General features: G+C 62.8%; 21 protein-coding genes. 18 read left to right on the top strand and 3 right to left on the bottom strand.

The genetic code is table 11. The features are described from left to right. Nucleotides 1-81 precede the first annotated feature (81 nt). Complete coding sequence (locus ASC86_RS04775) at nt 82-819, top strand: MBL fold metallo-hydrolase (protein WP_056316759.1); 738 nt, start codon at nt 82-84, stop codon at nt 817-819. Between the two features lie 18 nt (nt 820-837). Here the strand turns inward: ASC86_RS04775 and ASC86_RS04770 are convergent, their stop codons facing one another. Next, on the bottom strand, nt 838-1,506 hold the full coding sequence (locus ASC86_RS04770; RefSeq protein WP_200943769.1) for a GntR family transcriptional regulator: 669 nt from the start codon (nt 1,504-1,506) through the stop codon (nt 838-840). A 123-nt stretch (nt 1,507-1,629) separates the two neighbouring features. Between ASC86_RS04770 and ASC86_RS04765 the strand changes: the two genes are divergently transcribed. From ASC86_RS04765 to ASC86_RS04715, 11 genes are all read left to right on the top strand, one after another. Continuing rightward, the gene (locus tag ASC86_RS04765; RefSeq protein WP_056316755.1) at nt 1,630-2,685 is read left to right on the top strand and encodes an ABC transporter ATP-binding protein; all 1,056 of its coding nucleotides are present in this window, start codon (nt 1,630-1,632) and stop codon (nt 2,683-2,685) included. Between the two features lie 50 nt (nt 2,686-2,735). Further along, a complete protein-coding gene (locus ASC86_RS04760; protein WP_056316752.1) occupies nt 2,736-3,125 on the top strand; it encodes a cupin domain-containing protein in 390 nt (129 codons plus the stop codon). 31 nt (nt 3,126-3,156) lie between these two features. Continuing rightward, nucleotides 3,157-4,278 carry an extracellular solute-binding protein gene (locus ASC86_RS04755; protein WP_056316749.1) on the top strand — a complete coding sequence of 374 codons (1,122 nt, stop codon included), beginning with the start codon at nt 3,157-3,159 and terminating at the stop codon, nt 4,276-4,278. Further along, nucleotides 4,271-5,314, top strand: a complete 1,044-nt coding sequence (locus tag ASC86_RS04750) for an ABC transporter permease (RefSeq protein WP_156386899.1) — start codon at nt 4,271-4,273, stop codon at nt 5,312-5,314. The genes ASC86_RS04755 and ASC86_RS04750 overlap by 8 nt, the downstream gene beginning before the upstream one ends. After that, on the top strand, nt 5,304-6,143 hold the full coding sequence (locus ASC86_RS04745) for an ABC transporter permease (RefSeq protein WP_056316743.1): 840 nt from the start codon (nt 5,304-5,306) through the stop codon (nt 6,141-6,143). The genes ASC86_RS04750 and ASC86_RS04745 overlap by 11 nt, the downstream gene beginning before the upstream one ends. Nucleotides 6,144-6,562: 419 nt before the next feature. Next, nucleotides 6,563-7,573 (top strand): taurine ABC transporter substrate-binding protein, encoded by a 1,011-nt coding sequence (gene tauA / locus ASC86_RS04740; RefSeq protein WP_056316740.1) that lies wholly within the window; start codon nt 6,563-6,565, stop codon nt 7,571-7,573. Between the two features lie 66 nt (nt 7,574-7,639). Then, a complete protein-coding gene (locus ASC86_RS04735) occupies nt 7,640-8,449 on the top strand; it encodes an ABC transporter ATP-binding protein (protein ID WP_056316737.1) in 810 nt (269 codons plus the stop codon). Continuing rightward, the gene (locus ASC86_RS04730; RefSeq protein ID WP_056316734.1) at nt 8,446-9,285 is read left to right on the top strand and encodes an ABC transporter permease subunit; all 840 of its coding nucleotides are present in this window, start codon (nt 8,446-8,448) and stop codon (nt 9,283-9,285) included. The genes ASC86_RS04735 and ASC86_RS04730 overlap by 4 nt, the downstream gene beginning before the upstream one ends. Nucleotides 9,286-9,788: 503 nt before the next feature. Continuing rightward, nucleotides 9,789-10,226: a pyridoxamine 5'-phosphate oxidase family protein gene (locus ASC86_RS04725; RefSeq protein WP_056316732.1), complete on the top strand. Its 438-nt coding sequence runs from the start codon at nt 9,789-9,791 to the stop codon at nt 10,224-10,226. 204 nt (nt 10,227-10,430) lie between these two features. Next, on the top strand, nt 10,431-12,260 hold the full coding sequence (locus tag ASC86_RS04720; protein ID WP_056316729.1) for an ATP-binding cassette domain-containing protein: 1,830 nt from the start codon (nt 10,431-10,433) through the stop codon (nt 12,258-12,260). Nucleotides 12,261-12,416: 156 nt separating this feature from the next. After that, on the top strand, nt 12,417-12,788 hold the full coding sequence (locus ASC86_RS04715) for a hypothetical protein (protein ID WP_056316726.1): 372 nt from the start codon (nt 12,417-12,419) through the stop codon (nt 12,786-12,788). A 161-nt stretch (nt 12,789-12,949) separates the two neighbouring features. On the opposite strand, the gene proC is transcribed toward ASC86_RS04715, so the two are convergent. Then, nucleotides 12,950-13,762: a pyrroline-5-carboxylate reductase gene (gene proC / locus ASC86_RS04710; protein ID WP_156386932.1), complete on the bottom strand. Its 813-nt coding sequence runs from the start codon at nt 13,760-13,762 to the stop codon at nt 12,950-12,952. A gap of 16 nt (nt 13,763-13,778) precedes the next feature. Further along, nucleotides 13,779-14,543 (bottom strand): acetoacetate decarboxylase family protein, encoded by a 765-nt coding sequence (locus tag ASC86_RS04705; RefSeq protein ID WP_056316718.1) that lies wholly within the window; start codon nt 14,541-14,543, stop codon nt 13,779-13,781. 308 nt (nt 14,544-14,851) lie between these two features. On the opposite strand from ASC86_RS04705, the gene ASC86_RS04700 reads away from it, so the two are divergent. The 6 genes from ASC86_RS04700 (at nt 14,852) to ASC86_RS04675 (ending at nt 19,952) form a co-directional block, all read left to right on the top strand. Continuing rightward, entirely contained in the window at nt 14,852-15,592 is a 741-nt protein-coding gene (locus tag ASC86_RS04700; protein WP_156386898.1) for an acetoacetate decarboxylase family protein, read from the top strand. Nucleotides 15,593-15,676: 84 nt separating this feature from the next. Next, the gene (locus ASC86_RS04695; RefSeq protein WP_056316711.1) at nt 15,677-16,525 is read left to right on the top strand and encodes an ABC transporter substrate-binding protein; all 849 of its coding nucleotides are present in this window, start codon (nt 15,677-15,679) and stop codon (nt 16,523-16,525) included. After that, nucleotides 16,522-17,631 carry an ABC transporter permease subunit gene (locus ASC86_RS04690; protein ID WP_082509873.1) on the top strand — a complete coding sequence of 370 codons (1,110 nt, stop codon included), beginning with the start codon at nt 16,522-16,524 and terminating at the stop codon, nt 17,629-17,631. Before ASC86_RS04695 ends, ASC86_RS04690 begins: the two co-directional genes overlap by 4 nt. Before the next feature lies 1 nt (nt 17,632). Further along, on the top strand, nt 17,633-18,382 hold the full coding sequence (locus tag ASC86_RS04685) for an amino acid ABC transporter ATP-binding protein (RefSeq protein WP_056316704.1): 750 nt from the start codon (nt 17,633-17,635) through the stop codon (nt 18,380-18,382). Between the two features lie 37 nt (nt 18,383-18,419). Continuing rightward, nucleotides 18,420-19,115, top strand: coding sequence for a GntR family transcriptional regulator (locus ASC86_RS04680; protein WP_162244972.1), 696 nt, complete (start codon nt 18,420-18,422; stop codon nt 19,113-19,115). A gap of 141 nt (nt 19,116-19,256) precedes the next feature. Then, on the top strand, nt 19,257-19,952 hold the full coding sequence (locus ASC86_RS04675) for an acetoacetate decarboxylase family protein (RefSeq protein WP_056316699.1): 696 nt from the start codon (nt 19,257-19,259) through the stop codon (nt 19,950-19,952). Nucleotides 19,953-20,012: the final 60 nt, after the last annotated feature.

The raw sequence follows: 20,012 nt of genomic DNA, 5'->3' as shown, positions 1-20,012 counted from the left end.
GCCCTGTTTCCTCCCCCGCCTTGCGCGCCGTCCGGTCATCGGGCGGTGCGCAAGATCGGTTTTTGCCACGAGGCCCATGCGATGATACCGAACCTTTCAAGCCCAGTCGCCCCTATCCGCGCGGAAGACTGGTATGAGGTCGTCCCCTTCGCCGACGGCGTCTTCATGATCCACGAACCCTGGATTCACCCGTTCTTCCGCTGCAATATGTGGTTCGTGCGCGGGAAGGAACGCGATCTTCTCGTCGATACCGGCCTTGGCCATTTCAGCCTGCGGGCGCATGTACCGCTCCTCAGCGGCCGGCCGATCGTCTGCGTGTCGAGCCACGCCCATTTCGACCATATCGGTAGCACCCACGAATTCGACACCCGTCTTGCCCATCCGGCCGAAGGGGAAATTTTCGCCGATCCCCGGCCGGAATGGACACTCGCTGCCGGCTACGCGAACGAAGATATGTTCATGGTCGCGCCGGAAGGCTGGGAAAGCGCCGCCTACCGCGTCAAACCCTGTGCGGCCACCGGTTTCGTCGAGGACGGCGACACGGTCGATCTCGGCGACCGGCAGTTCGACGTCATCCACACACCCGGCCATTCGCCGGGCGGGATCGCGCTGTTCGAGCGGGCGACCGGAACGCTGATCGCCGGCGACATCGTCTATGACGGCGACCTCATCGACGACACGTTCCATTCGGACAGGGAAGCCTACCGCGCCTCGCTCGACCGTGTCGCGGCGCTGCCGGTGCGCATCGTGCACGGCGGTCATTTCCAGAGCTTCGGGCCGACGCGGCTCAAGCAGCTGGTCGCGGCCTACAAGCGCTGACGTCGCGGACGCGCGGCGTCACATCACCGCGCGCAGGTCGGCCGAGGACTGGCGCAGGTGACCGACGATGCCGGCGCGTGCGGCCTGCGGATCGCCGGCCATGATGGCGTCCGCCACCTGCTTGTGGAAGTCGCAGTCGGAGGTCTTCACCTGCAGGCGGTCGCGGCAATAGTACCAGAGCCGGACGCTCAGATTGAGATATTGGTTCAGCGACGCTTCCAGAAAGGGATTGTGCGCTGCACGGTAGATCAGGCGGTGGAACTCGGTGTCGAGCGCGTTGATACGCAGCTGGTGCGTTTCGCCGAGCAGCGCCTCGACGCAGGACATGATCGCTCGCCGCTCCTCGATACCGGCGCGCGAGGCGGCCAGCTCCGCCGCCAATCCCTCCATCTCGACGCGCGCCTCCGTCAGCCAGCGCTCGTCCGCGAGGTTGATTTCGCTGACGAATGTGCCGCGCCGCGGATAGACGACGATGAGATGCTCGAGCGCCAGGCGTTTGATCGCATCGCGAACCGGCGTCAGGCCGAGCCCGAGGTCATTGGTGAGGTCGCCCTCGTTGAGCGGTGCGCCGGGCGGCAGGGCGAGCGAAATGATCCGGTCGCGAATGCTTTCATAGGCGAGGCCCGCCGCCGAACCGGCGTTGTCACGTTGGCGCTTGCTCCGCATTTCAAAAATTTCAGATCGCATCCGTGTTTTCCTGCTCTCATCGGTTTTACCAGAAATAGCGTTGACAAGCGCCGAGGAAAAGATACGCTAACTAAAATTTCAGTTTAAAGACGATAAAAACTTTACTGCGAAGAGGGATATCGGATGGCCGCATCTCAAAGTGGCGTGGAACTGCGCTCCCTGGTCTGCCGCTACGGACCGGTCGAGGCTGTGCGCTCCATGGACCTGACGATCGCACCGGGCGAATTTTTCACGCTGCTCGGGCCGAGCGGTTGCGGCAAGTCGACGACCCTGCAGGCGATCGGCGGCTTCGCTCCGCCGTCGGGAGGACGGATTCTCGTCGGCGGACAGGACATCACCCACCTGCCGCCGGCCCGCCGGCCGACCAACTATGTCTTCCAGAATTACGCGCTGTTTCCGCATATGAGCGTGGCGGAGAATGTCGAATACGGGCTGAAGCGCCGCAAGGTGCCGGCGGGTGAGCGGCGCGAGCGGGTGCAGGCCGAGCTGAAGCGGGTCGGCATGCAGGATTTTGCCGGCCGCCGGCCCGCCCAGCTCTCGGGCGGCCAGCAGCAGCGCGTGGCGCTTGCCCGTGCGCTGGTCAACCGGCCCGCCGTGCTGCTGCTCGACGAGCCGCTGTCGGCGCTCGATTTCCTCATGCGCAAGCAGTTGCGCGAGGAATTGAAGGCGATCCAGAGGGATGTCGGCACCACCACCGTTTTCGTCACCCACGACCAGTCGGAAGCCCTCAGCATGTCCGACCGCATCGCGGTCATGAATGCCGGACGGATCGAGCAGATCGGAACGCCGGGCGAGATCTACGAGCGCCCGCAGAGCCGCTTCGTCGCGGAGTTCGTCGGCAGTGCCAACCTGCTGCCGGGCAGGGCCATCGGGGCGGACGGCCTCTGCCTCGTCCTCGATGCCGGGATCACGGTGCGCCTTGCCGGCGCACCCGCGCCCGAAGGCCGGCGCTGCCTGCTGATGGTGCGGCCGGAGCACATGCGGCTGGTGGAGGAGGGCGGCCTTCCCGCGACGCTCGCCAAATGCACCTATGTCGGCGACCATCACGAAATCCTCGCGACGCTGGCCGACGGCGGCGCGGTCACGATCAAGCAGCAGGACCGGCCGTCGCTTAGCCCCGGCGCGCCCTGCCGCATCGCCTTCGACGAGACGAAGGCGCACGTCATCCCTGCATCTTAGCAGGAAAACCCGAGCCGCCCGGCGGCCCCACCATGTGAAAGAGGAAGCCCATGCCCCAGGACAACACCACCGAAACCGCCGCAAAGAGCGGCGTTCAGGTCATCAAATTCGGCGATCCGGCCAATGACTGGCACGACTACGGCGATATGCCGGGTGACCGCACGCCGGGCAATCCGATCGGCCAGCACGCCTCGGTCTGGAAGTCGACCGACGGCCGGGTGACTGTCGGCCTGTGGCGCCGTGACGCGGATTTCGGCGACTTGCTCGGCACCGGCCAGTGCTTCGACTTCGTCATCGAAGGCGATGTGACCGTGACCGACCAGCACGGTGTCAGCCACGTCGCCAATTCCGGCGACCTCCTGATCTACAACGAGAGGGACGAGGGCAGCTGGGAGCAGCCCGGCCCGATCCGCAAGATCTTCATCCACGTGCGCGACTGATCTTGATATCGACCATAGAAGGGGAACGTCCATGAACAGGTACAGCTTCACGGCCAATCGCCGGCAGACCCTCAAGCTCCTCCTTGCCGGAGCGGGCGTCATGGGCGGCCGCTTCGCCATTCCGTTCTCCGCGGCCCATGCCGCGGAGAGCACCATCGTCTGGGCCGCCAATTCCGGCGAATGCGACCCGGCCGATATCGCCCGTTTCAAGGAAGCGACGGGGATTGCGGTCGACTATCGCGAGGTGATCTCCGATGCCGACCAGTTTTTCGCCAGCGTGCGTCCGCAATTCACCGCCGGCCTGCCGATCGGCTATGACGTGATCTGCATCTCCAGCGCCTATACGTCCTTCTATGCGGACAACGGCTGGCTGGAACCGCTCGATCCCGCCGCCTTGCCGAACGTGCAGAAGAACCTGCTGCCCTCGCTGAAATCGGTCAAGCATGCCGATATCGCCATCCCCTTCGACTTCGCGCCGGTCGGCCTTGCCTTCAACCGCGCGCATTTCAAGGACGGGCTGGAATCCTGGGGGCAATTGCTCGACCCGGCGGTCAAGGGCAAGGTCGGCCTCTACGCCACGCCCGTCGTCAATGTCGCCGCCTGGGGGCTTTACCTCAAGTCGCAAGGCAAGATCGACAACTTGCCGGCGGAGATGACGCTGGAGGAAGCCATGGAAGTCCTGGCCTTCCTGAAACCGCATATCGAAGGCGGCCAGCTGCTGCCGGCGCAGGGCGAAAATGCCGGCCAGAAACTGTCGAACGGCGACCTCATCGCCGCCATGGCCCCGCCCGTCAACATCTCGCAGCTCGATCCGGCCAAGGTCGGCTTTGCCGTGCCGAAGGAAGGCGCACCCGCCTATGTCGATCGGCTCGGCATTCCCAAGGGTGCCGCGAACCCTCAGGCCGCGCTCGCCTTCATCGACTGGTGGTTCCGCCCGGAAAATGCCGCGAGCTCCTGCCGCTATACGCTGCAGTATCCCTATGCCGTCGGCGTAAAGGAGGAGCTTGCGAAGCTCGATCCGGCGCTTGCCGCCAATCCGCTGATCTTCCCGCCCGCCGACGTGCTCGACCGGCTGTTCCCCTATCCGGCGCCCTGGGACCAGCGCGAGCGCGCCCAGATCGCCCGAACCTGGACGCAGATGATCAGTGGCTGACATGATTTCCGCCCAGGACGCCGGCCAACCGGCACGCTCCCCAGGGGCGCGCGCCGGTTGGCCGGAAATGCTGCCGACTCTCGTCTGGCTCGCGGCCCTCTTGATCGTGCCGCTCGTCTATATCTTGCGCATGTCGTTCAGCGCCGATCCCTTCGCGCTGACGGCAACCGGCTGGTCGCTCGCCAATTATGCGGATTCCATCCCGTTCTACTGGGACAATCTGCTGAATTCCGTCCTGATCGGACTTTCATCGACCATCCTCGCCTTCGCTATCGCCATGCCGGTCGCCTACGGCATTTCCTTCTACGGCGGGCGGTGGAAGGCCGTGCTGCTCTTCGCCTTCTTCGCGCCGTTCCTCACCAGCTACCTGATCCGCATCGTCGCCTGGCAGACCCTGCTCGGCGCGAACGGTCCGCTCTTCGGGCCGCTGCAGCAGGCGACGGGCATCGAGGTGCGCGTGCTCGGCACGCCCTTCGCGGTGGTGGCGGGCCTGACCTATCAACTCGTGCCCTTCGTCCTGCTGCCGCTCTATACGGCCTTCAACCGGGTCGACCGCACGCTCTGCGCAGCCGCCGAGGATCTCTATTCCGGCCGTTGCGGCCGGTCGGGCGCGATCCTGGGTGCGGCCGGTGGGCTTGCCATCGGCCTCCTGCTTGCCGTCGTGTTCTTCGGCGGGCGTGGTATCGCCGCACCGGGGCCGCTGCTGTTCGTGCTTGCGTCGGCCCTTCTCTGCAGTGCCATCGGCGGCACGATGACGGAGCGTTTCGCGCTGATCGTTTTCCCGCTCAGCCGCAACGGTTTCGTCGCCGCAGCAGTCCTGTCGTTCATCCCGGCGCTTGGCGACTACGTCAATGCCGCGTTGCTCGGCAATGTCCGCACGCAGATGCTCGGCAACGTCATCCAGGCGAAATTCCTAGTGGAGCTGGACTATGCGGGGGCGGCTGCGCTCTCGGCCACGCTGCTCGTCGCTGCGATGCTGCTCCTCACCCTTCTCCTGCGTCTCATTCGCGGCACGGAGCTTCTCGATGTCGTCTAGCACCACCATCATCCGGGAAGGCTGGGCCGTCAGGCTCGTGATCGCGCTTGCCCTGGTGTTCATGTTCGCGCCCGTCGTCACGATGATCGTCTTTTCCTTCAACGATCCCGGCGGCCGCTTCAACTACGAACTCGGCACCTTCTCGCTGGAGGCCTGGCGCAGCCCCTTCGCGGTGCCGCAGCTCGGTGTCGCACTCGGCAACAGCCTCATCGTGGCGGCAGTCTCGGCGGTGCTTGCGGCCTTGCTCGGCACGCCGGTCGGCTTCGCGCTGGGGCGGCGGAAGTTTGTCGGGGGCGGCGCGGTCTCCGGTCTCACCTTCATCCCGCTCGCGACCCCGGAAGTGGTGCTCGGCGCCGGCATGCTGATCCTCTTCGTGGCGACGGCGACGATCCCCTTCCTGAAGACCATCACGGGCGGCCTGTTCTATCCACTCGGTTTCCCGAGCGTCATAGCCGCCCATACGACGCTGGGCTTGAGCTTCGTCATCATCAATGTGCGCTCGCGCGTCATCGGCGCCGGCGTGACGCTGGAACAGGCGGCGCGCGACCTCGGCGCCTCCGGTTTCACCGTGTTCCGCACGATCTGGCTGCCGATCATCCTTCCGGGCATCCTTTCCGGCGCGCTGCTCACCTTCGCCATCTCGCTCGACGATTTCGTGCTGACCAATTTCACGGCCGGCGGGACGACCATGTTCCCGACCTGGCTCTACGGCCTGATGCGCCGCGAACTGCCGCCGCAGATCGCCGTGGTCGGCACGCTGATCTTCCTCGTTTCGCTCGGTCTCGTCGCCATCTCGGCAAAAATCTCGGGGCGCCAATCGGTCAACTGAACAGTCTCAACATGCCGGTGACGCGTGGGGTCAAGACGCCGGTGGAGCTTCGCGTGCTCTTTCGGTTTTCGTCGAGCGGCCCGATCAAGTAGTGGCGCTCAAGGCAGCATGACGGTTTTAAAAACACCGAAGAGTTCTGCCGGTGACCTGCGAAGCCGGAGTCTGCTTGCTGATCGCGGAAGAGGGAGACCAAACGGTTCCTCCCTACCTTTCGGGGCGCCGGCCGTCGTTCGGGCGGAAGCTCTTTGTCGGTCGCAAACGATGAAAGGTGCATATCGATCCTCACTTCTGCGCCGTAGAGCGGAAAACTAAGCGCCAAACGCATCGAAATTGGGTCGGCTTTTTCTCTACTAATTCGATCGACTATGAGAACTTAGAGTCATTCGGTTTCTACCGTCGTTCCCAGGAGAGAAGGCCCCATGACCCAGATCACGCGACGCACCTTTGCCGCCCTTGCCGCGGCGACCATTGCCGCCACCATCAGCTTTTCCACGGCCCATGCCGAAGATGTCACGCTCAACATCGGCTACCAGCCGATCGTCGAGCCTTCCCGCGTGCCGCAGGCCGATGGCACCTATGAAAAGGTCACCGGCGCCAAGATCAACTGGCAGAAATTCGACGGTGGTGCCGATGTCATCGCCGCGATCGCGTCCGGTTCGCTCGATATCGGCTATGTCGGCTCCTCGCCGCTTGCCGCGGCTGCCAGCCGCGAGCTGCCGATCGAGACCATCGCCATCGTCGGCCTGATAAGCGAGGCGGAAGCGCTCGCCGTGCGCGACATCGCCAAGCCGGAGGATCTGGCCGGCAAGAAGATTGCGACCCCCTTCGTCTCCACCGCCCACTACAGCCTGCTGACCGCGCTGAAGCATTGGAACGTCGACCCGAAGTCGGTCGAAATCCTCAACCTGCGCCCGCCGGAAATCGCCGCCGCCTGGCAGCGCGGCGATATCGATGGCGCCTATGTCTGGGACCCGGTCCTGGCCGAGATCAAGAAGAGCGGCTCGGTGCTCGCGACCTCGGCGGACGTGGCGACCTGGGGCGGCCCGACCTTCGACGCCTGGATTGTCAGCAAGACATTCGCCGATGCCCATCCGGATGTCGTTGCCGCCTTCGTCAAGGTGACCGGCGACGCGACGGCCGCCTATCGCGCCAATCCGGCCGCCTGGGATGCGAAATCTCCCGAAGCTGAAAAGATCGCCCGCGTGACCGGCGCCAACAAGGACGAGGTTCCGGCCTTGCTCAAGGGCTACAATTTTCCCACGCTCGAAGAGCAGGCCGGTGCCGACCTGCTGGGCGGCGGAACGGTGAAGGCCGTGACGGCCACCGCGGCCTTCCTCAAGGAGCAGGGCAAGATCCCGGCCGTTCTGGAAGACTATAGCCCCTATGTCTCCGCCCGCTGGGTCGAACAGGCGGCGAAGCTCTCCTTCTGATTTCGATCGACAGTCTTTGCGCGACGCAGCTTTTGGCTGCGTCGCGTCTTCCATGAGGAGAACAGGATGACGCGCAGTACACTCACCTTCGGCAATATCGGTCTGTCCTATCGATCACGGGATCGCGGGGGCGAGCCGCAGCGGGTGCTGGATTCCATCAATTTTGCCGTTTCCAGCGGCGAGTTCACCGTCATCATCGGCCGCTCCGGTTCGGGCAAGACCAGTCTGCTCAATCTTGCCGCCGGCTTCCAGCTGCCGACGGACGGCAGTGTGCTGCTGGATGGTATCCCGATTAGGGGGCCGGGTGCCGAACGCGCCGTCGTTTTTCAGGACGATGCGCTCTACCCCTGGGTGAATGCGCGCGACAATGTCGCCTTTCCGCTCAAGCTGCGCGGCGTCTCCAAGGAAAACCGGCGGAAGCGCGCCGATGCGCTGCTGAGTCTTGTGGGCCTTTCCCATGCCGCGGACCGGCGCATTTGGGAGCTTTCCGGCGGCATGCGCCAAAGGGTCGGGATCGCACGGGCGCTGGCATCCGAGCCGCGTTTCCTGCTTCTCGACGAACCGCTCGGCGCGCTTGACGCGCTGACGCGGACGAAGATGCAGGGCTTTCTTCTCGATATCTGGAAAAAAAGCGGCGCGGGTGCGCTGCTGATCACCCACAGCATCGACGAGGCCTTGCTGCTTGCGACCCGCGTCATCGTTCTTTCGCCCAATCCCGGCCGGATCGCCGCGTCGATCGACACGGGCTTTGCGGCCGAACTGCTTGCCGGCGCAACGCCCGAGGCTTTGCGCAGCTCCGGCCTTTTCAAACGCACCCATGAAGAGCTGACAGGCCTTATCCATAGGCTTTCGCCCGAAGAGGAGCTTGCCGCATGACGATCGTCGCCGGGCTTTCGGAAAAGCTTTCAAATGATGCCGCGCCGGGGACGACGGCGATCCGCCGCCGCCGGGTTCCTACATCCGTCATCTCTGCCCTGACGGTGCTGGCGCTGCTTCTGGTTTGGCACTTCGCCGCCGCGGCCGCGCTGGTGTCGCCGGTTTTCCTGCCGCCGCCGCTGGTGGTGGCGAAGTCGCTATGGACACTTGTGACGGAGGGATTTGTCGATTCCACGCTGGCGCAGCATGCAGCCGCAAGCCTCGGGCGGGTTCTTGCAGCGCTTGTGGCTTCGGTCGCGATCGGCGTTCCCGCGGGATTGCTGATTGCGACAAGCAGGGTCGGCCGCGGTATTCTCGATCCGATCGTCGAATTCCTGCGGCCGCTACCGCCTCTCGCCTATCTGCCGCTGATCATCATCTGGATCGGCATCGGCGAGGCGTCGAAGGTAACGGTCATCGCCCTTTCCATGCTGCCGTCGATCATCATCGCAACGGCGGCAGGCGTAAGGGCGGTTCCAAAGGATCATATCAATGCCGCGCGCTCCTTCGGAGCCACGCGCGCCCAGGTCCTGCTTCACGTAATCCTGCCCTCTTCGGTTCCTTCGATCCTGACGGGAACGCGGATCGCGCTCGGAACCGGCTGGTCGACGCTGGTTGCAGCCGAGTTGGTTGCTGCCACACGCGGCCTGGGGTTCATGATCCAGTCAGCGGCGCAATTCCTGGTGACGGACGTCGTCATTGCCGGGATTTTCGTGATTGCGATCATCGCCATCCTGCTGGAAGTCGTCGCCCGCGCACTCGAACGCTGGATCGCACCCTGGGCCTCGGTGCGTTGAGCCGGAGATTGGGGCTAACGTCATAGCCGCGAGCGGCTTCCCCTTGCCGTCGGGTCGGCCATGTAATCGTCAAGCGCTGTGCTCATTTAAGACAAGCCCGATTACGGTTGCGGGATTGGCTTGCCGCCAGCCGAGCACGGACAAGGCTTGGCTTAATACCAGCGACCACGGCCATAAAAGCCGCCGCCCAGCAGAAGGACGATCAGAACGACGATGAGAAGTGTGGTGATACTCATGACAGGCTCCTGTGAGGGCTTGTAACCGTCTCCGCCGCTTTGCCGTGGGTGGCAGGCTGCGGACGGATTGCACCTCACATCGAGGCAACGTTCCAGGGCCGATATTGTTCCGAAGGAAATCGCCTGAACCAGTGGAAGGACTGTCGGCGCCGCATTTGCCACCTGCGGGGAAAAGGCGCAAAATCGGCTTCGGCACCGGGCGTGCAAATGTCGTCGCTACGCTTTTCATGGCAGCCATTGCGGGAGGTGGAGATGATTTTACGAGACATGACGATGACGGAATGCGAGGCCACGCTGTCTGCAAACCGCATCGGGCACCTGGGATGTATTTCCGGCGACCGTCCCTATGTCTTGCCGATCCGTTATATCTTCCGGAATCATGCTTTCTACAGCTTTTCGCTGCCTGGAAGGAAGATCGACAGCCTGCGCTCCAATCCCCGCGTTTGCGTACAGGTCGAGCAACTGGCGACGTCGGAAGAATGGCAGAGTGTTCTTCTGGAGGGCCTCTACCGGGAACTGCCGGACGACGAAAAAAGCCATGGCGAACATATGCGCGCCTGGGAACTGCTGCAGGAGCGGGGCAACTGGTGGGAGCCCGGCGCGTACAAACCTGAAGGGGCTGCGCAGCCGAGTTCGGAATTGCAGCCGGTCTTCTATCGCGTGGAAATCCAGACGTTGTCGGGCCGGCGAGCCGCAATGACCTGACTTCAGATCCGTCACTCATATCCGAGCACTTTAAACTGCGCCTCCATGTCTTGATTTGACAACCGCGACACATGCCCCAAATTCTGCTTGGATCGGGTTTGAGGAGATGAAGTCGCGATGCGGAGTCCGGCTCGGCAGATAGGCTTACTCATCAAAGGGGCGCTCGGCCGCCATGCGCGCGGCCCCACAAGTCCTGTTTTCTCGATGCGCAGCTTCTGGGGCCTGATGAGTGCCTATTGGCTTTCCGAAAGCTGGCGCGAGGCCTGGGGACTGACATTTGCCATCCTTGTCCTGACGGCACTGTCAGCCCAGGCTAGCGTCTGGTTCGCCGTCACTTCGGGCGAGCTGATCAATCGGATCGCCTATTTCCATCATCCGACCGCGCCCACCACGCCCACGGCCCTGTTGACGACAGCGGCAACGCTTGCCGCGATCGCGGTCATGAGGGACGTGTGTTTCACGGCCGTCCGTCATTTCTTTTCGACCACGCTTCATCGCAAATGGCGCGAGTGGCTCGACCGGCGCTTCAACGAGGCCCTGCTCGACACCAATCATACGCATTTCCATCTGCAGCAGATGGGATCGGAAGCGTCCGGGTCCGCTGTCCCGGCGCCGGACAATGTCGATCAACGCGTCCAAGAATCGATCAAAGGCATGACCGGGGGTGCGATCGGGCTTGCGATGGGCATTGCGGGCGTCGTGCTGTCCCTCGGCTTCGTCGGCAGCAAGCTCATCGAGATGTCGAGCGACGTCCGGGGGCTCGAGTTTCTGGGCAGTTACGGCAGCGCCTGTCTGGCTTTCCTGGCGGTGGCGATTTATGTGCCGCTCAACACCATCATCGCAGCCAAGCTCGGCGGGGTGCTCCAGCGCCTGTCGGTGCGGATGCAATGGGCTGAGGGAAGTTACCGCGCCGAATTGAACACCCTCCTGCACCGCAGCCTCCATGTCGCCGTGCTCCATGGCGAGAGAGCCCAGAAAGTCATCAACAAGCGCCGGTATTTCGATATCGACCAGACCTGGGCCAGCCTGAACCGGGTGACTGCCGGCTATATGGGGTTCGAACTGGTCCACAATTTCCTCGGCTCTCGGATTGTCGCCTATGCACCGGGCCTGCTCCCCTACATGGATAACAAGGTCAGCCTGCAGCACTACGTTACGGGTGCCGAACTGGCGACCGCGCTCATCAACGAATGCTCGTGGTTCATCCACGTCATGCCCGATATTGCAACGCTGAGGGCCAATGCCCGGCGCATAACCGATCTCGCGAAGGCGATCGAAACCGTTCAGCGGCCCGAGGAATTCTACGCGCAAACCGGCCTCTACGAATTCCAGTATACCAAGCAGGACCCGGCGCTCGGACTGACCGTCGATGGAATCGGCCTTCTGCACGCGGGCGCCGATCTTCCCTTTCTGACCGCCGATAGATTGCAGTTCCTGCCGGGCGAGTGGACTTTGGTCGTCGGCGATTCGGGGAGCGGCAAGACCTCGCTTATCAAGGCGATAAACGGTCTGTGGGCGCACGGCCGCGGCATGGTCGCCATGCCGAGGCATGTCAGGGGCCTGTATGCCGCCCAGGACGTCAAGCTTCAGGCCGTGTCCTTGAAGGATCTCGTCTGCCTTCCGGACTCGTCCGACGACTATCCGGATACGCGTGTCGCCGCGGCGCTGCACAAGGCGGGGCTTGGCGAATTTATCGAAGATCTCTCAAAGGACGGCCGCAACGGCCAGAGCTGGGATCTGCTGCTGTCCGGCGGCCAGAAGCAGAAGCTCGTCCTTGCCAGAATCCTGTTGCTGCGGCCGGGTCTGCTGTTTCTCGACGAAGCCACGAGCGCCCTCGATATCGAGGCGGTGCATGCGTTCCACCAGGCGATCAAGGATCATTGCCCGGATGCGACTGTCATCGCGGTCATGCATGACGTTTCGCCCATACGATCGGCAAGCGGCGTCGATTTCTTCGATAGCGTGCTCATCATCGAGAAAGGTATTGCGGAAAAAATACCCATCACGGCATGGCGTCAGACCGTAGAGTCGTGACGCGAATGCACCGGCTCACGCCTCGCCGCCCGGCACTCGATTCGATCATGGCGATTGAGGGAAGCCGGCTTGGAACCTCTTCCATATCCGGGCGTTTCTCCATGTTGGATCGGGCACTACCGGCATTCCGCCGGCACTCCCGAATGGGAGAATGTCATGAGAACGATATTGATTGCGATAGGTCTGGTATCCGTTTTGGGCGGAGCGGCCTTCGCGGCCGGGCCTGCCAAAATGGTCGATACCAAGATGGGCAAGGCTTGGGCTGACGAAAAGGGTATGACCCTCTACACTTTCGACAAGGATGCCAAAGACAAGTCCAATTGCGACAAGAGCTGCCTGAAGAAGTGGCCGGCATTCCACGCTGCCGCTGGCGCCAAGGCTGAGGGAGATTGGTCCCTGGTCAAGGCGGCGGACGGCATGGAAATGTGGGCCTATGACGGCAAGCCGCTCTATACATATGCCAAGGACAAGAAAGCCGGAGAAACCAACGGCGATGGCGTCGGTGGCATTTGGCATCTGGCCAAATAACAACGTCTGCTATCCTTTGAGCGTGCGGTCTTCGGATCGCCCCCGGTCGTAAGCGACCGCCCACGGCCCTGCAATACGCTATGGCCGTGCATTGAAAGCACGTTGTCGCCGGAGGCGGTCGACCGCCTCCGGCCTGTGACGAAAAGATGTACACCCATGGGTTAAGGCGTCTGAAGCTCGATTGCGCGCTGATGCGCCGCAAACACCGCCTCGCGCATCATTTCCTGTAAGGCGTTGTCTTTCATCAGAATGTGCAGGGCGGCCTGTGTCGTGCCGCCGGGACTTGTGACCTGTCGGCGCAGGTCTGAGGGCAACACATCCGCTGTCATGGCAAGCGCACCGGCTCCGTCGATCGTTTCCCTCGCCAGGGCCAACGCAAGTTCGGGAGATAGGCCCAATTTCGCGCCGGCTTCGGCGAGACATTCGATGAAATGGAAGACATAGGCGGGGCCGGAACCGGAGATGGCTGTCGCCGCGTCTATTGCCGCTTCGCTTTCCACCCGATGCACGGCCCCGTTCGCCGACAGAAGTCGCGTCACGCTTGCGATCTGCGCCTGACTTGTCCGTTCGTTCGGGCAAAAGACGATGGAGCCTTTGCCGATGGCGGCCGGCGTATTCGGCATGGCCCGGACGATCGCCGCCGCGCCGAGGCCGGCGGCGATGGCCGCCATCGGAATGCCGGCAGCAATACTTACGGTGACACCTTCGCCCACATGCGGCCGGTAGACCGGCAGCACTGCGGCCATGACCTGGGGCTTGACGGCGAGGACGGCGATCTCGGCTTTGAAGCCGGGTCCGAGCGTGTCCGCCGACGCATGGGTCCTGACCCCAAGGGCGCCTGCCTCTTTGCGCAGCGAGTCGGCTGGCTCGACGACATGGACCGCGTCGGCGCGGATCAAGCCTGCATCCAGCCAGCCCCGCAGCATCGCGCGGCCCATATTGCCGCATCCGACAAGCAACAGCGGGCCGTTCAGATCATCATTCACCATGTCAGGCCTCCATCGCCGAAACGCCGTTGATCACCAGGTCGGCGATTGTCTTGCCCCAGCCGTTTTTTTCGGTCGCAAAGAAATCGCCGATCACATAATTGGCGGCCAGAACCTCCACCGGCCCGAGCGGCGAGAGCGGATCGGTGGCGAGCGCGCCGAGCGAGACTGCTGCCGAGCCCCAGCGGCATGAGATCATCTGGAAATCCGGCGAGGTATCGCGGGCGATCACCCGCTTGTTGAGGATCTTTCCGTCTGGCGCCGGCTGGATGTGGATGTTGAGATGCGGCGTGGTCTTCAGCGGCTCGGCTTGCGTGCCGTCGAAGGTGCAATCGATAGTGATCAGCGGTATGCCGTGGCGGACCACACTTGCCGTCGCGCCGCCGCTGAGCTCGGTTAGCTCGATCGTGCCGAATTTTTTCGGGTAGCCCCAGAGATCGCGGCCGGCGGCGATGGCCGCGTCGTTGTCCTCGTATTCGAACAGGAAATAACCGCCCGTGCGATCGCCAAAACGCACCGGGATGACGATGCCGGCATCCATGAAGGGCGCCTTGCGGCAATTGGTGAAGTCCGAAACGTAGACCAGGAACCGGTCGCCGGCGAGCGTGAACGGCGTGTTCTCCAGATACTGGCCGAGGATTGCCGGATCGCCCCGGCAGATGGCGTTGAGGCTGCGGTTGCCGAGGCATTCATACGGCACGAAGGGGTCCGGTATCAGCGGCGCCTGGAGCGGCATGTTGTTGGCATTGTGAAGCGGAATGCGGGTCATGACGGTGTCTGGCCTTGTGTGAAGAGATGACGGGGACGATATGAAAAATACGTATCAAAAATTCATGAAACTGAATTTGATAGCGAAGCATTCCGGCACGTCAAGCCATTTCGGCAGCTACAAACGCCGTGTCTGGCGGGCTTTCCGGCGCTACTTTCCCCGCAACGGTCGTGATGAACATAAAATATGTGATAAAAAACATGTGCTTGAATATCGGTTCAAGTTCATCAGCTGTAAGGTCGCTTGACAATGATGGAAAATTGATCTGAAATGTCAGTGCAACAAGGTTCTGAACGACAGTGAGCGAAATGAAACAATACGACCCGCTACAATTCTGGAATTTCCTGCGTTTCGGACCGGGAAACGTCACCTATGCCTGCCCCGGCCTGAAAACGCTCTCGGTCTATTGCCGCGGCGAGCGTGCGCAGATGGAACGGCTCCTTGAGCCGCTACCCTTCGAACTGGCGGACGACCGCTTCGTCGTGTCGGTCGCCGATTTCGGCAACAATTCCGGCCGCACCTATTTCGATGCGGCGATCATCCTGCCGATCCGCTACGGCGAGCATGTCGGCGGCACCTATTATTTCGAATATGAGGACAAGCACACCACCGTCGCCGGCGGCCGCGAGTTGTGGGGCTATCCCAAGCATTTCGCCCGCATCGAGATGGAAGAGACCGAAACCGGCATGCGCGGCCGCACCTCGCTCTATGACGACGTGATGTTCGAGATCGCCGTCGATTTCGATCCTTCCGTCAGCCGCGAGGCCTGGGCTGACCTGCAACTGTTCCCGCATTATCAGGTGCGCGCGGTACCCCAGGTCAACGGGCCGGGCTTCCAGTCTTTCGACATCATCAGCCGCAACACGGTCAAGGATTACAAGCTGACGGAACGCAAGGTCGGCCGCGGCAGCGTCTCGCTTGGCGCGACGATTGCTGCCGGCGACGAGCGGTTGCGCGTGGTCGAGGTCCTCGGCGCGGAATATTCCATCGGCGATTTTGCCTCCACGCCGGAAAACGGCGTGCCGACCGTCGTGGCGTCGCTTGTTTGACGCATTTGCCATGCCGAATCCGGATTTCCGGGTTTGGCATATCGATACCAGAATGAACGCTCGATCCTGAGGGGAGAACATAGAATGAGCAAGGTATCCATCAAGACGCTGCTGGCCTCCGTGGCCCTGTTGGCCGCGGTTCCGGCCATGGCGGCAGACGGCGCTTTCGGCCGCTGCGAATTGCGCGCCGATACGGCCAAGCATGCATTGACGCCGGCGCATGAAGGCGTGCTGACCATCGCCGTGCCGCTGCCTTCGCCGCAGGCCTATCAGGGCAATACGCCCGAAACCATCGACGGCGGCTATCTTTATTGCCTCGGCGCCGAAATCGCCAATCGCGGCGGTCTCGGCAAGATCGTCGTCAAGAACGCCTCCTTCGAGTCGCTGGTGACGGGCAAAGGGACCGATTTCGACATGTCGATCTGGGACCTGTTTCCGACCGAGGAGCGCAAGAAATCCGTCGATTTCTCCGGCAGCTACCGTTTCACCGATACGGGCGTAATCGCCAAGGCCGGCAGCGATGTCACCGCCGAGACGCTGGGCTCCAAGCGCATCGGCGTGCTGCTCGGCTCGGTGCAAGAAAAGTTCGTGCATGAGAAGCTGAAGCTCACCGGGGACTTGCGCATCTTCCAATCCAACGACGACATGTGGGCGGCACTGATGGCCAACCAGATCGACGCCGCGCTGGCCGACACCGAAACGGCATTGCCGCGCGCAACGGCATCCAACGGTGCGCTGAAGGTCTTCGGCCGCTATCCGGTCGGTGGCGACGTGGCGATCCTGTTCCCGAAGGGCTCGAAGAACGTCGCACCCACCGATGAAATCCTCGCCGACATGCGCGCCGACGGCTCGCTCGAAGGCATCGAGGTCAAGTGGCTGGCGCCGATCCTCGGCGCTCCGGTCTCCACCATTGCGCAGTGGTCCACCGAATGACGATGACAAAGACCATGGGCGATCCGGTCTCGGCAACGGCGGCGGACGGGGCGACCCGTCAGACGCCGCCGCTGCCGACCGGCTGGCCGCTGGCCATGGCCGCCGCATTCGCGGCGGCCTCGGTCGGCATCGCTTTCCTCGCCGGCAGCAGCGTTGCCGCGCTGATCGGCGAAACAATGCGCCTTCCCGGTGCGATGCTGGCGGCGCTTGGCATCGCGCTTGTGCTTGCGGTGCCGATCCGCCGGGCGCTTGCCGCCCGTAGCCGGTCCCGCGAGGCGTGGACGGCCGGCGATCCCGTCGCCGCCCGTGTGGCGGCCGCCCATGCTCGCCACCATGCCTTTACGGCGATGGGCGTCGGCGGCTTCCTGCTGCCGGTGCTTGCCGTCGCGACATTCCTGACGATCAACGACGCGGTGGTTTACAAGACCTTCCTGCGCGGCGACGTCATCCTCGCAAGCCTTCTCGATGTGACGCGGGCTTTTGGCGCGAACCTGTCGATCGCGATCACCGCCCAGATCCTCTCGATGTTGCTGGGCCTGCTGCTCGCCGTCGGCCGTTCGTTGCAGGGGTCGAGCTTCGTTCTGGTCCGCGGGGTCTGCATTTTCTATGTCGATATCTTCCGCAGCCTGCCGGCCATCGTCATCATCTATCTCGTTTGTTTCGGCGTGCCGCTGATGGGCATTCCCGTTCTCAGCGACGGCGATCCGATGCTCTATGCCATTGTCGCGCTGTCCCTGACCTACGCCGCCTATAACGGCGAGCAGTTCCGCGCCGGTCTCAAGGGTATCCACCACAGCCAGATTTCCGCTGCCCAGTCGCTCGGCATTCCGCCCGGCGCGGTGCTGCGTCTCATCGTGCTTCCGCAGGCCATGCGCCGCATCGCAGGCCCCATGCTCGGCAATTTCATTGCGCTGCAGAAGGATACGGCTCTGGTGAACATCGTCGGCATCGTCGATGCCTTCACCCAGGCCAAGATCTATTCGGCCAACTACTACAATCTTTCGTCCGTCACCGTGGTCTGCATCCTCTTCATCGCCGTCACCATTCCGCAGACCCGGCTGGTCGATTATCTCGTCGCCCGCGCCGAGACCAAGGAGGGCCGCTGAGATGGCAAGACCGCTGATCGAACTTCAGGGCATCGGCAAGTCGTACGGAAAATTCCGCGTCATCGACGGAATCGACCTCGACATTGCACGCCATTCGGTCGTCTCGCTGATCGGCGCGTCCGGATCGGGGAAATCGACGCTGCTGCGCTGCCTCAACGGTCTGGAGGATATCCAGCAAGGCGAGATCCGGCTGAACGGCGAGGTGATTTCCGGCCTCGGCATCGACCATGTGGTCCTTCGCCGGCGCATCGGCATGGTGTTCCAGAGCTACAATCTCTTTCCGCATATGTCGGTGCTCGGCAATTGTACGGTGGCGCCCGTCATCACCGGCGCCTGCGGCCAGGAAGAGGCGGAGGCGAGGGCGCTTTCCATGCTGGAGCGCGTTGGCATGCGCGACAAGGCTAATGCCTTTCCCGACCAGCTTTCCGGCGGCCAGCAGCAGCGCGTGGCCATCGCCCGCACCATGATCATGCAGCCGGAGGTGCTGCTACTCGACGAGATCACGTCGGCGCTCGATCCCGAACTGGTGATGGAAGTGCTCGATCTGGTGCGCGATCTGGCGAAGCAAGGCATGACGATGCTACTCACGACGCACGAGATGAGTTTTGCGCGGGAAATCTCGGATAAAGTGTGCTTTCTCTACAAGGGCCGCATTCTGGAGGAGGGGCCGCCGGAAGAGGTGTTCGGGGCGCCCCGCGAGGCGGCAACGCAATCCTTCCTGCGGCGGGTGACGGCCGCGGGGCGGCTTTAAGATGAAGGTGCACCGGGCTGGGAACGAAGGACATATCATGACGAACATCGCGGCCGGTGCGGCCATGCTGTCGGGCAGCGACAAGGCGACCAAATCGGAGGAACGCTTCAGCGACAAGGCATATGGTATCCTGCTCGACCGGCTGGTGCGTCTGCATTATCAGCCATTGCAACCCCTTAACGAGCGTGAGCTGACTGCCGAGCTGGATATCGGGCTCGCGCCGATCAGAGAGGCGTTGCGGCGGCTGGAAGGGGAGCACCTAGTGGTGATCTATCCCCGGCGCGGTATCTTCGCCGCCGACATCGGGCTGCGCGACCAGCAGTCGATCAAGGAGGTGCGGTTGGAGCTCGAAGGGTTGGCGGCCTCGCTTGCCGCCATGCGGGCAACGACGCAGGAGCGCCAATCGCTGATGAAATTCGCGGAAAAGCTTGCCGAAGAGCGGGACATCTCGCTTCAGATCGCAGGCGACGCCGAGATTCACCGCCGGATCTACCGGATGGCGCGCAATGACTATCTCGCCATCATGCTGACGCAGAACTTCAATCTTGCTCTTCGCCTCTGGTATTTCTGTAACCAGAGCGCGCCCTCGCCAACCCCGGAAACCGTGGATCACCGCCCGCTGGTGCTGGCGATCCTGACGGCGGACAGCGAAAAGGCTCGCACACTCATGCGCGAGCACGTCGCTCACGATTCCGACCGCGTCCGCGATCTCCTGTTCAAAAGTACGGCCTGACGGTTTTCGCCAGCAACCTGGCGAACGGATCGAGGCGGCTTCGCTCGCCTTGGCGGATGCGTTCGCTGTTTCGCAGGCGTGAAACTTTGAAGAAGAAAATTCATGTGTATTGACGCCACCAACAGGAAAGATGGTCTCCCAATGTCTCAAGACGCCTACGCCCTTCCGCAGCGCGCGCCGCTCTATCAGGCTCCGCCGTTCGACTACAAAGCCTTCAGCAAGGTCAGCGTGTTCTGCCGCGTCGACGAAGCGGACATTCGGGCGGCGCTGCCTGCCCCGTTCGAGCCGCGCGGCGATGTGATCGAGTTCTTCATCATGGATGTGCCGGAGGGCGGAGCGCTGGGCTCCTATGCCGAGGGCGGCATCGTCGTGCCGATGAGCTACCAGGGCAGGCCCGGTGGCCATGTGCTTTATGAGATCGTCACCAATGACGATTCCATGGCGGTCGGTCGCGAGGTCTGGGGCTATCCGAAAAAGATGGGCGAGGTGGAATGGAAAGCGACCGAAACATCGGTCTCGGCAAGCTTGTCACGGCGCGGCGTCTCGCTGATCGAGATCGACTTCAAGGCGGAGGGGCCTACCTTCGAAAAGCCGGCGCTGCATCCGCGTTTCCAGACGCGCATCATTCCCTCCCCGGAACAGGCGGCCGTGCAGACGCAGATCATTGAAAATTCGCTCGGCCAGTTCAAAACCATCCGACACAGTTTCGGCACAGCCGAAATCAAGGTCGACGGCAGTGCCGGGGACCCGTTCGGCGATCTGCGCATCCGCGAGATCGTCGGCGCCGAAATGATCGTTGCCGACTTCGTCTTGGGCTACGGCAAAATCGTCGGTTGATGCCGCATGGGACCTGCCTTCGGGGTGGCGAGCATGATGTTCGCCACCGGCATTGACTTC

Origin of the sequence: Rhizobium sp. Root1212, assembly GCF_001424985.1 — a bacterium.
Taxonomy (GTDB): Bacteria; Pseudomonadota; Alphaproteobacteria; order Rhizobiales; family Rhizobiaceae; genus Pararhizobium.
This window is presented reverse-complemented; position numbering and strand designations above follow the sequence as displayed.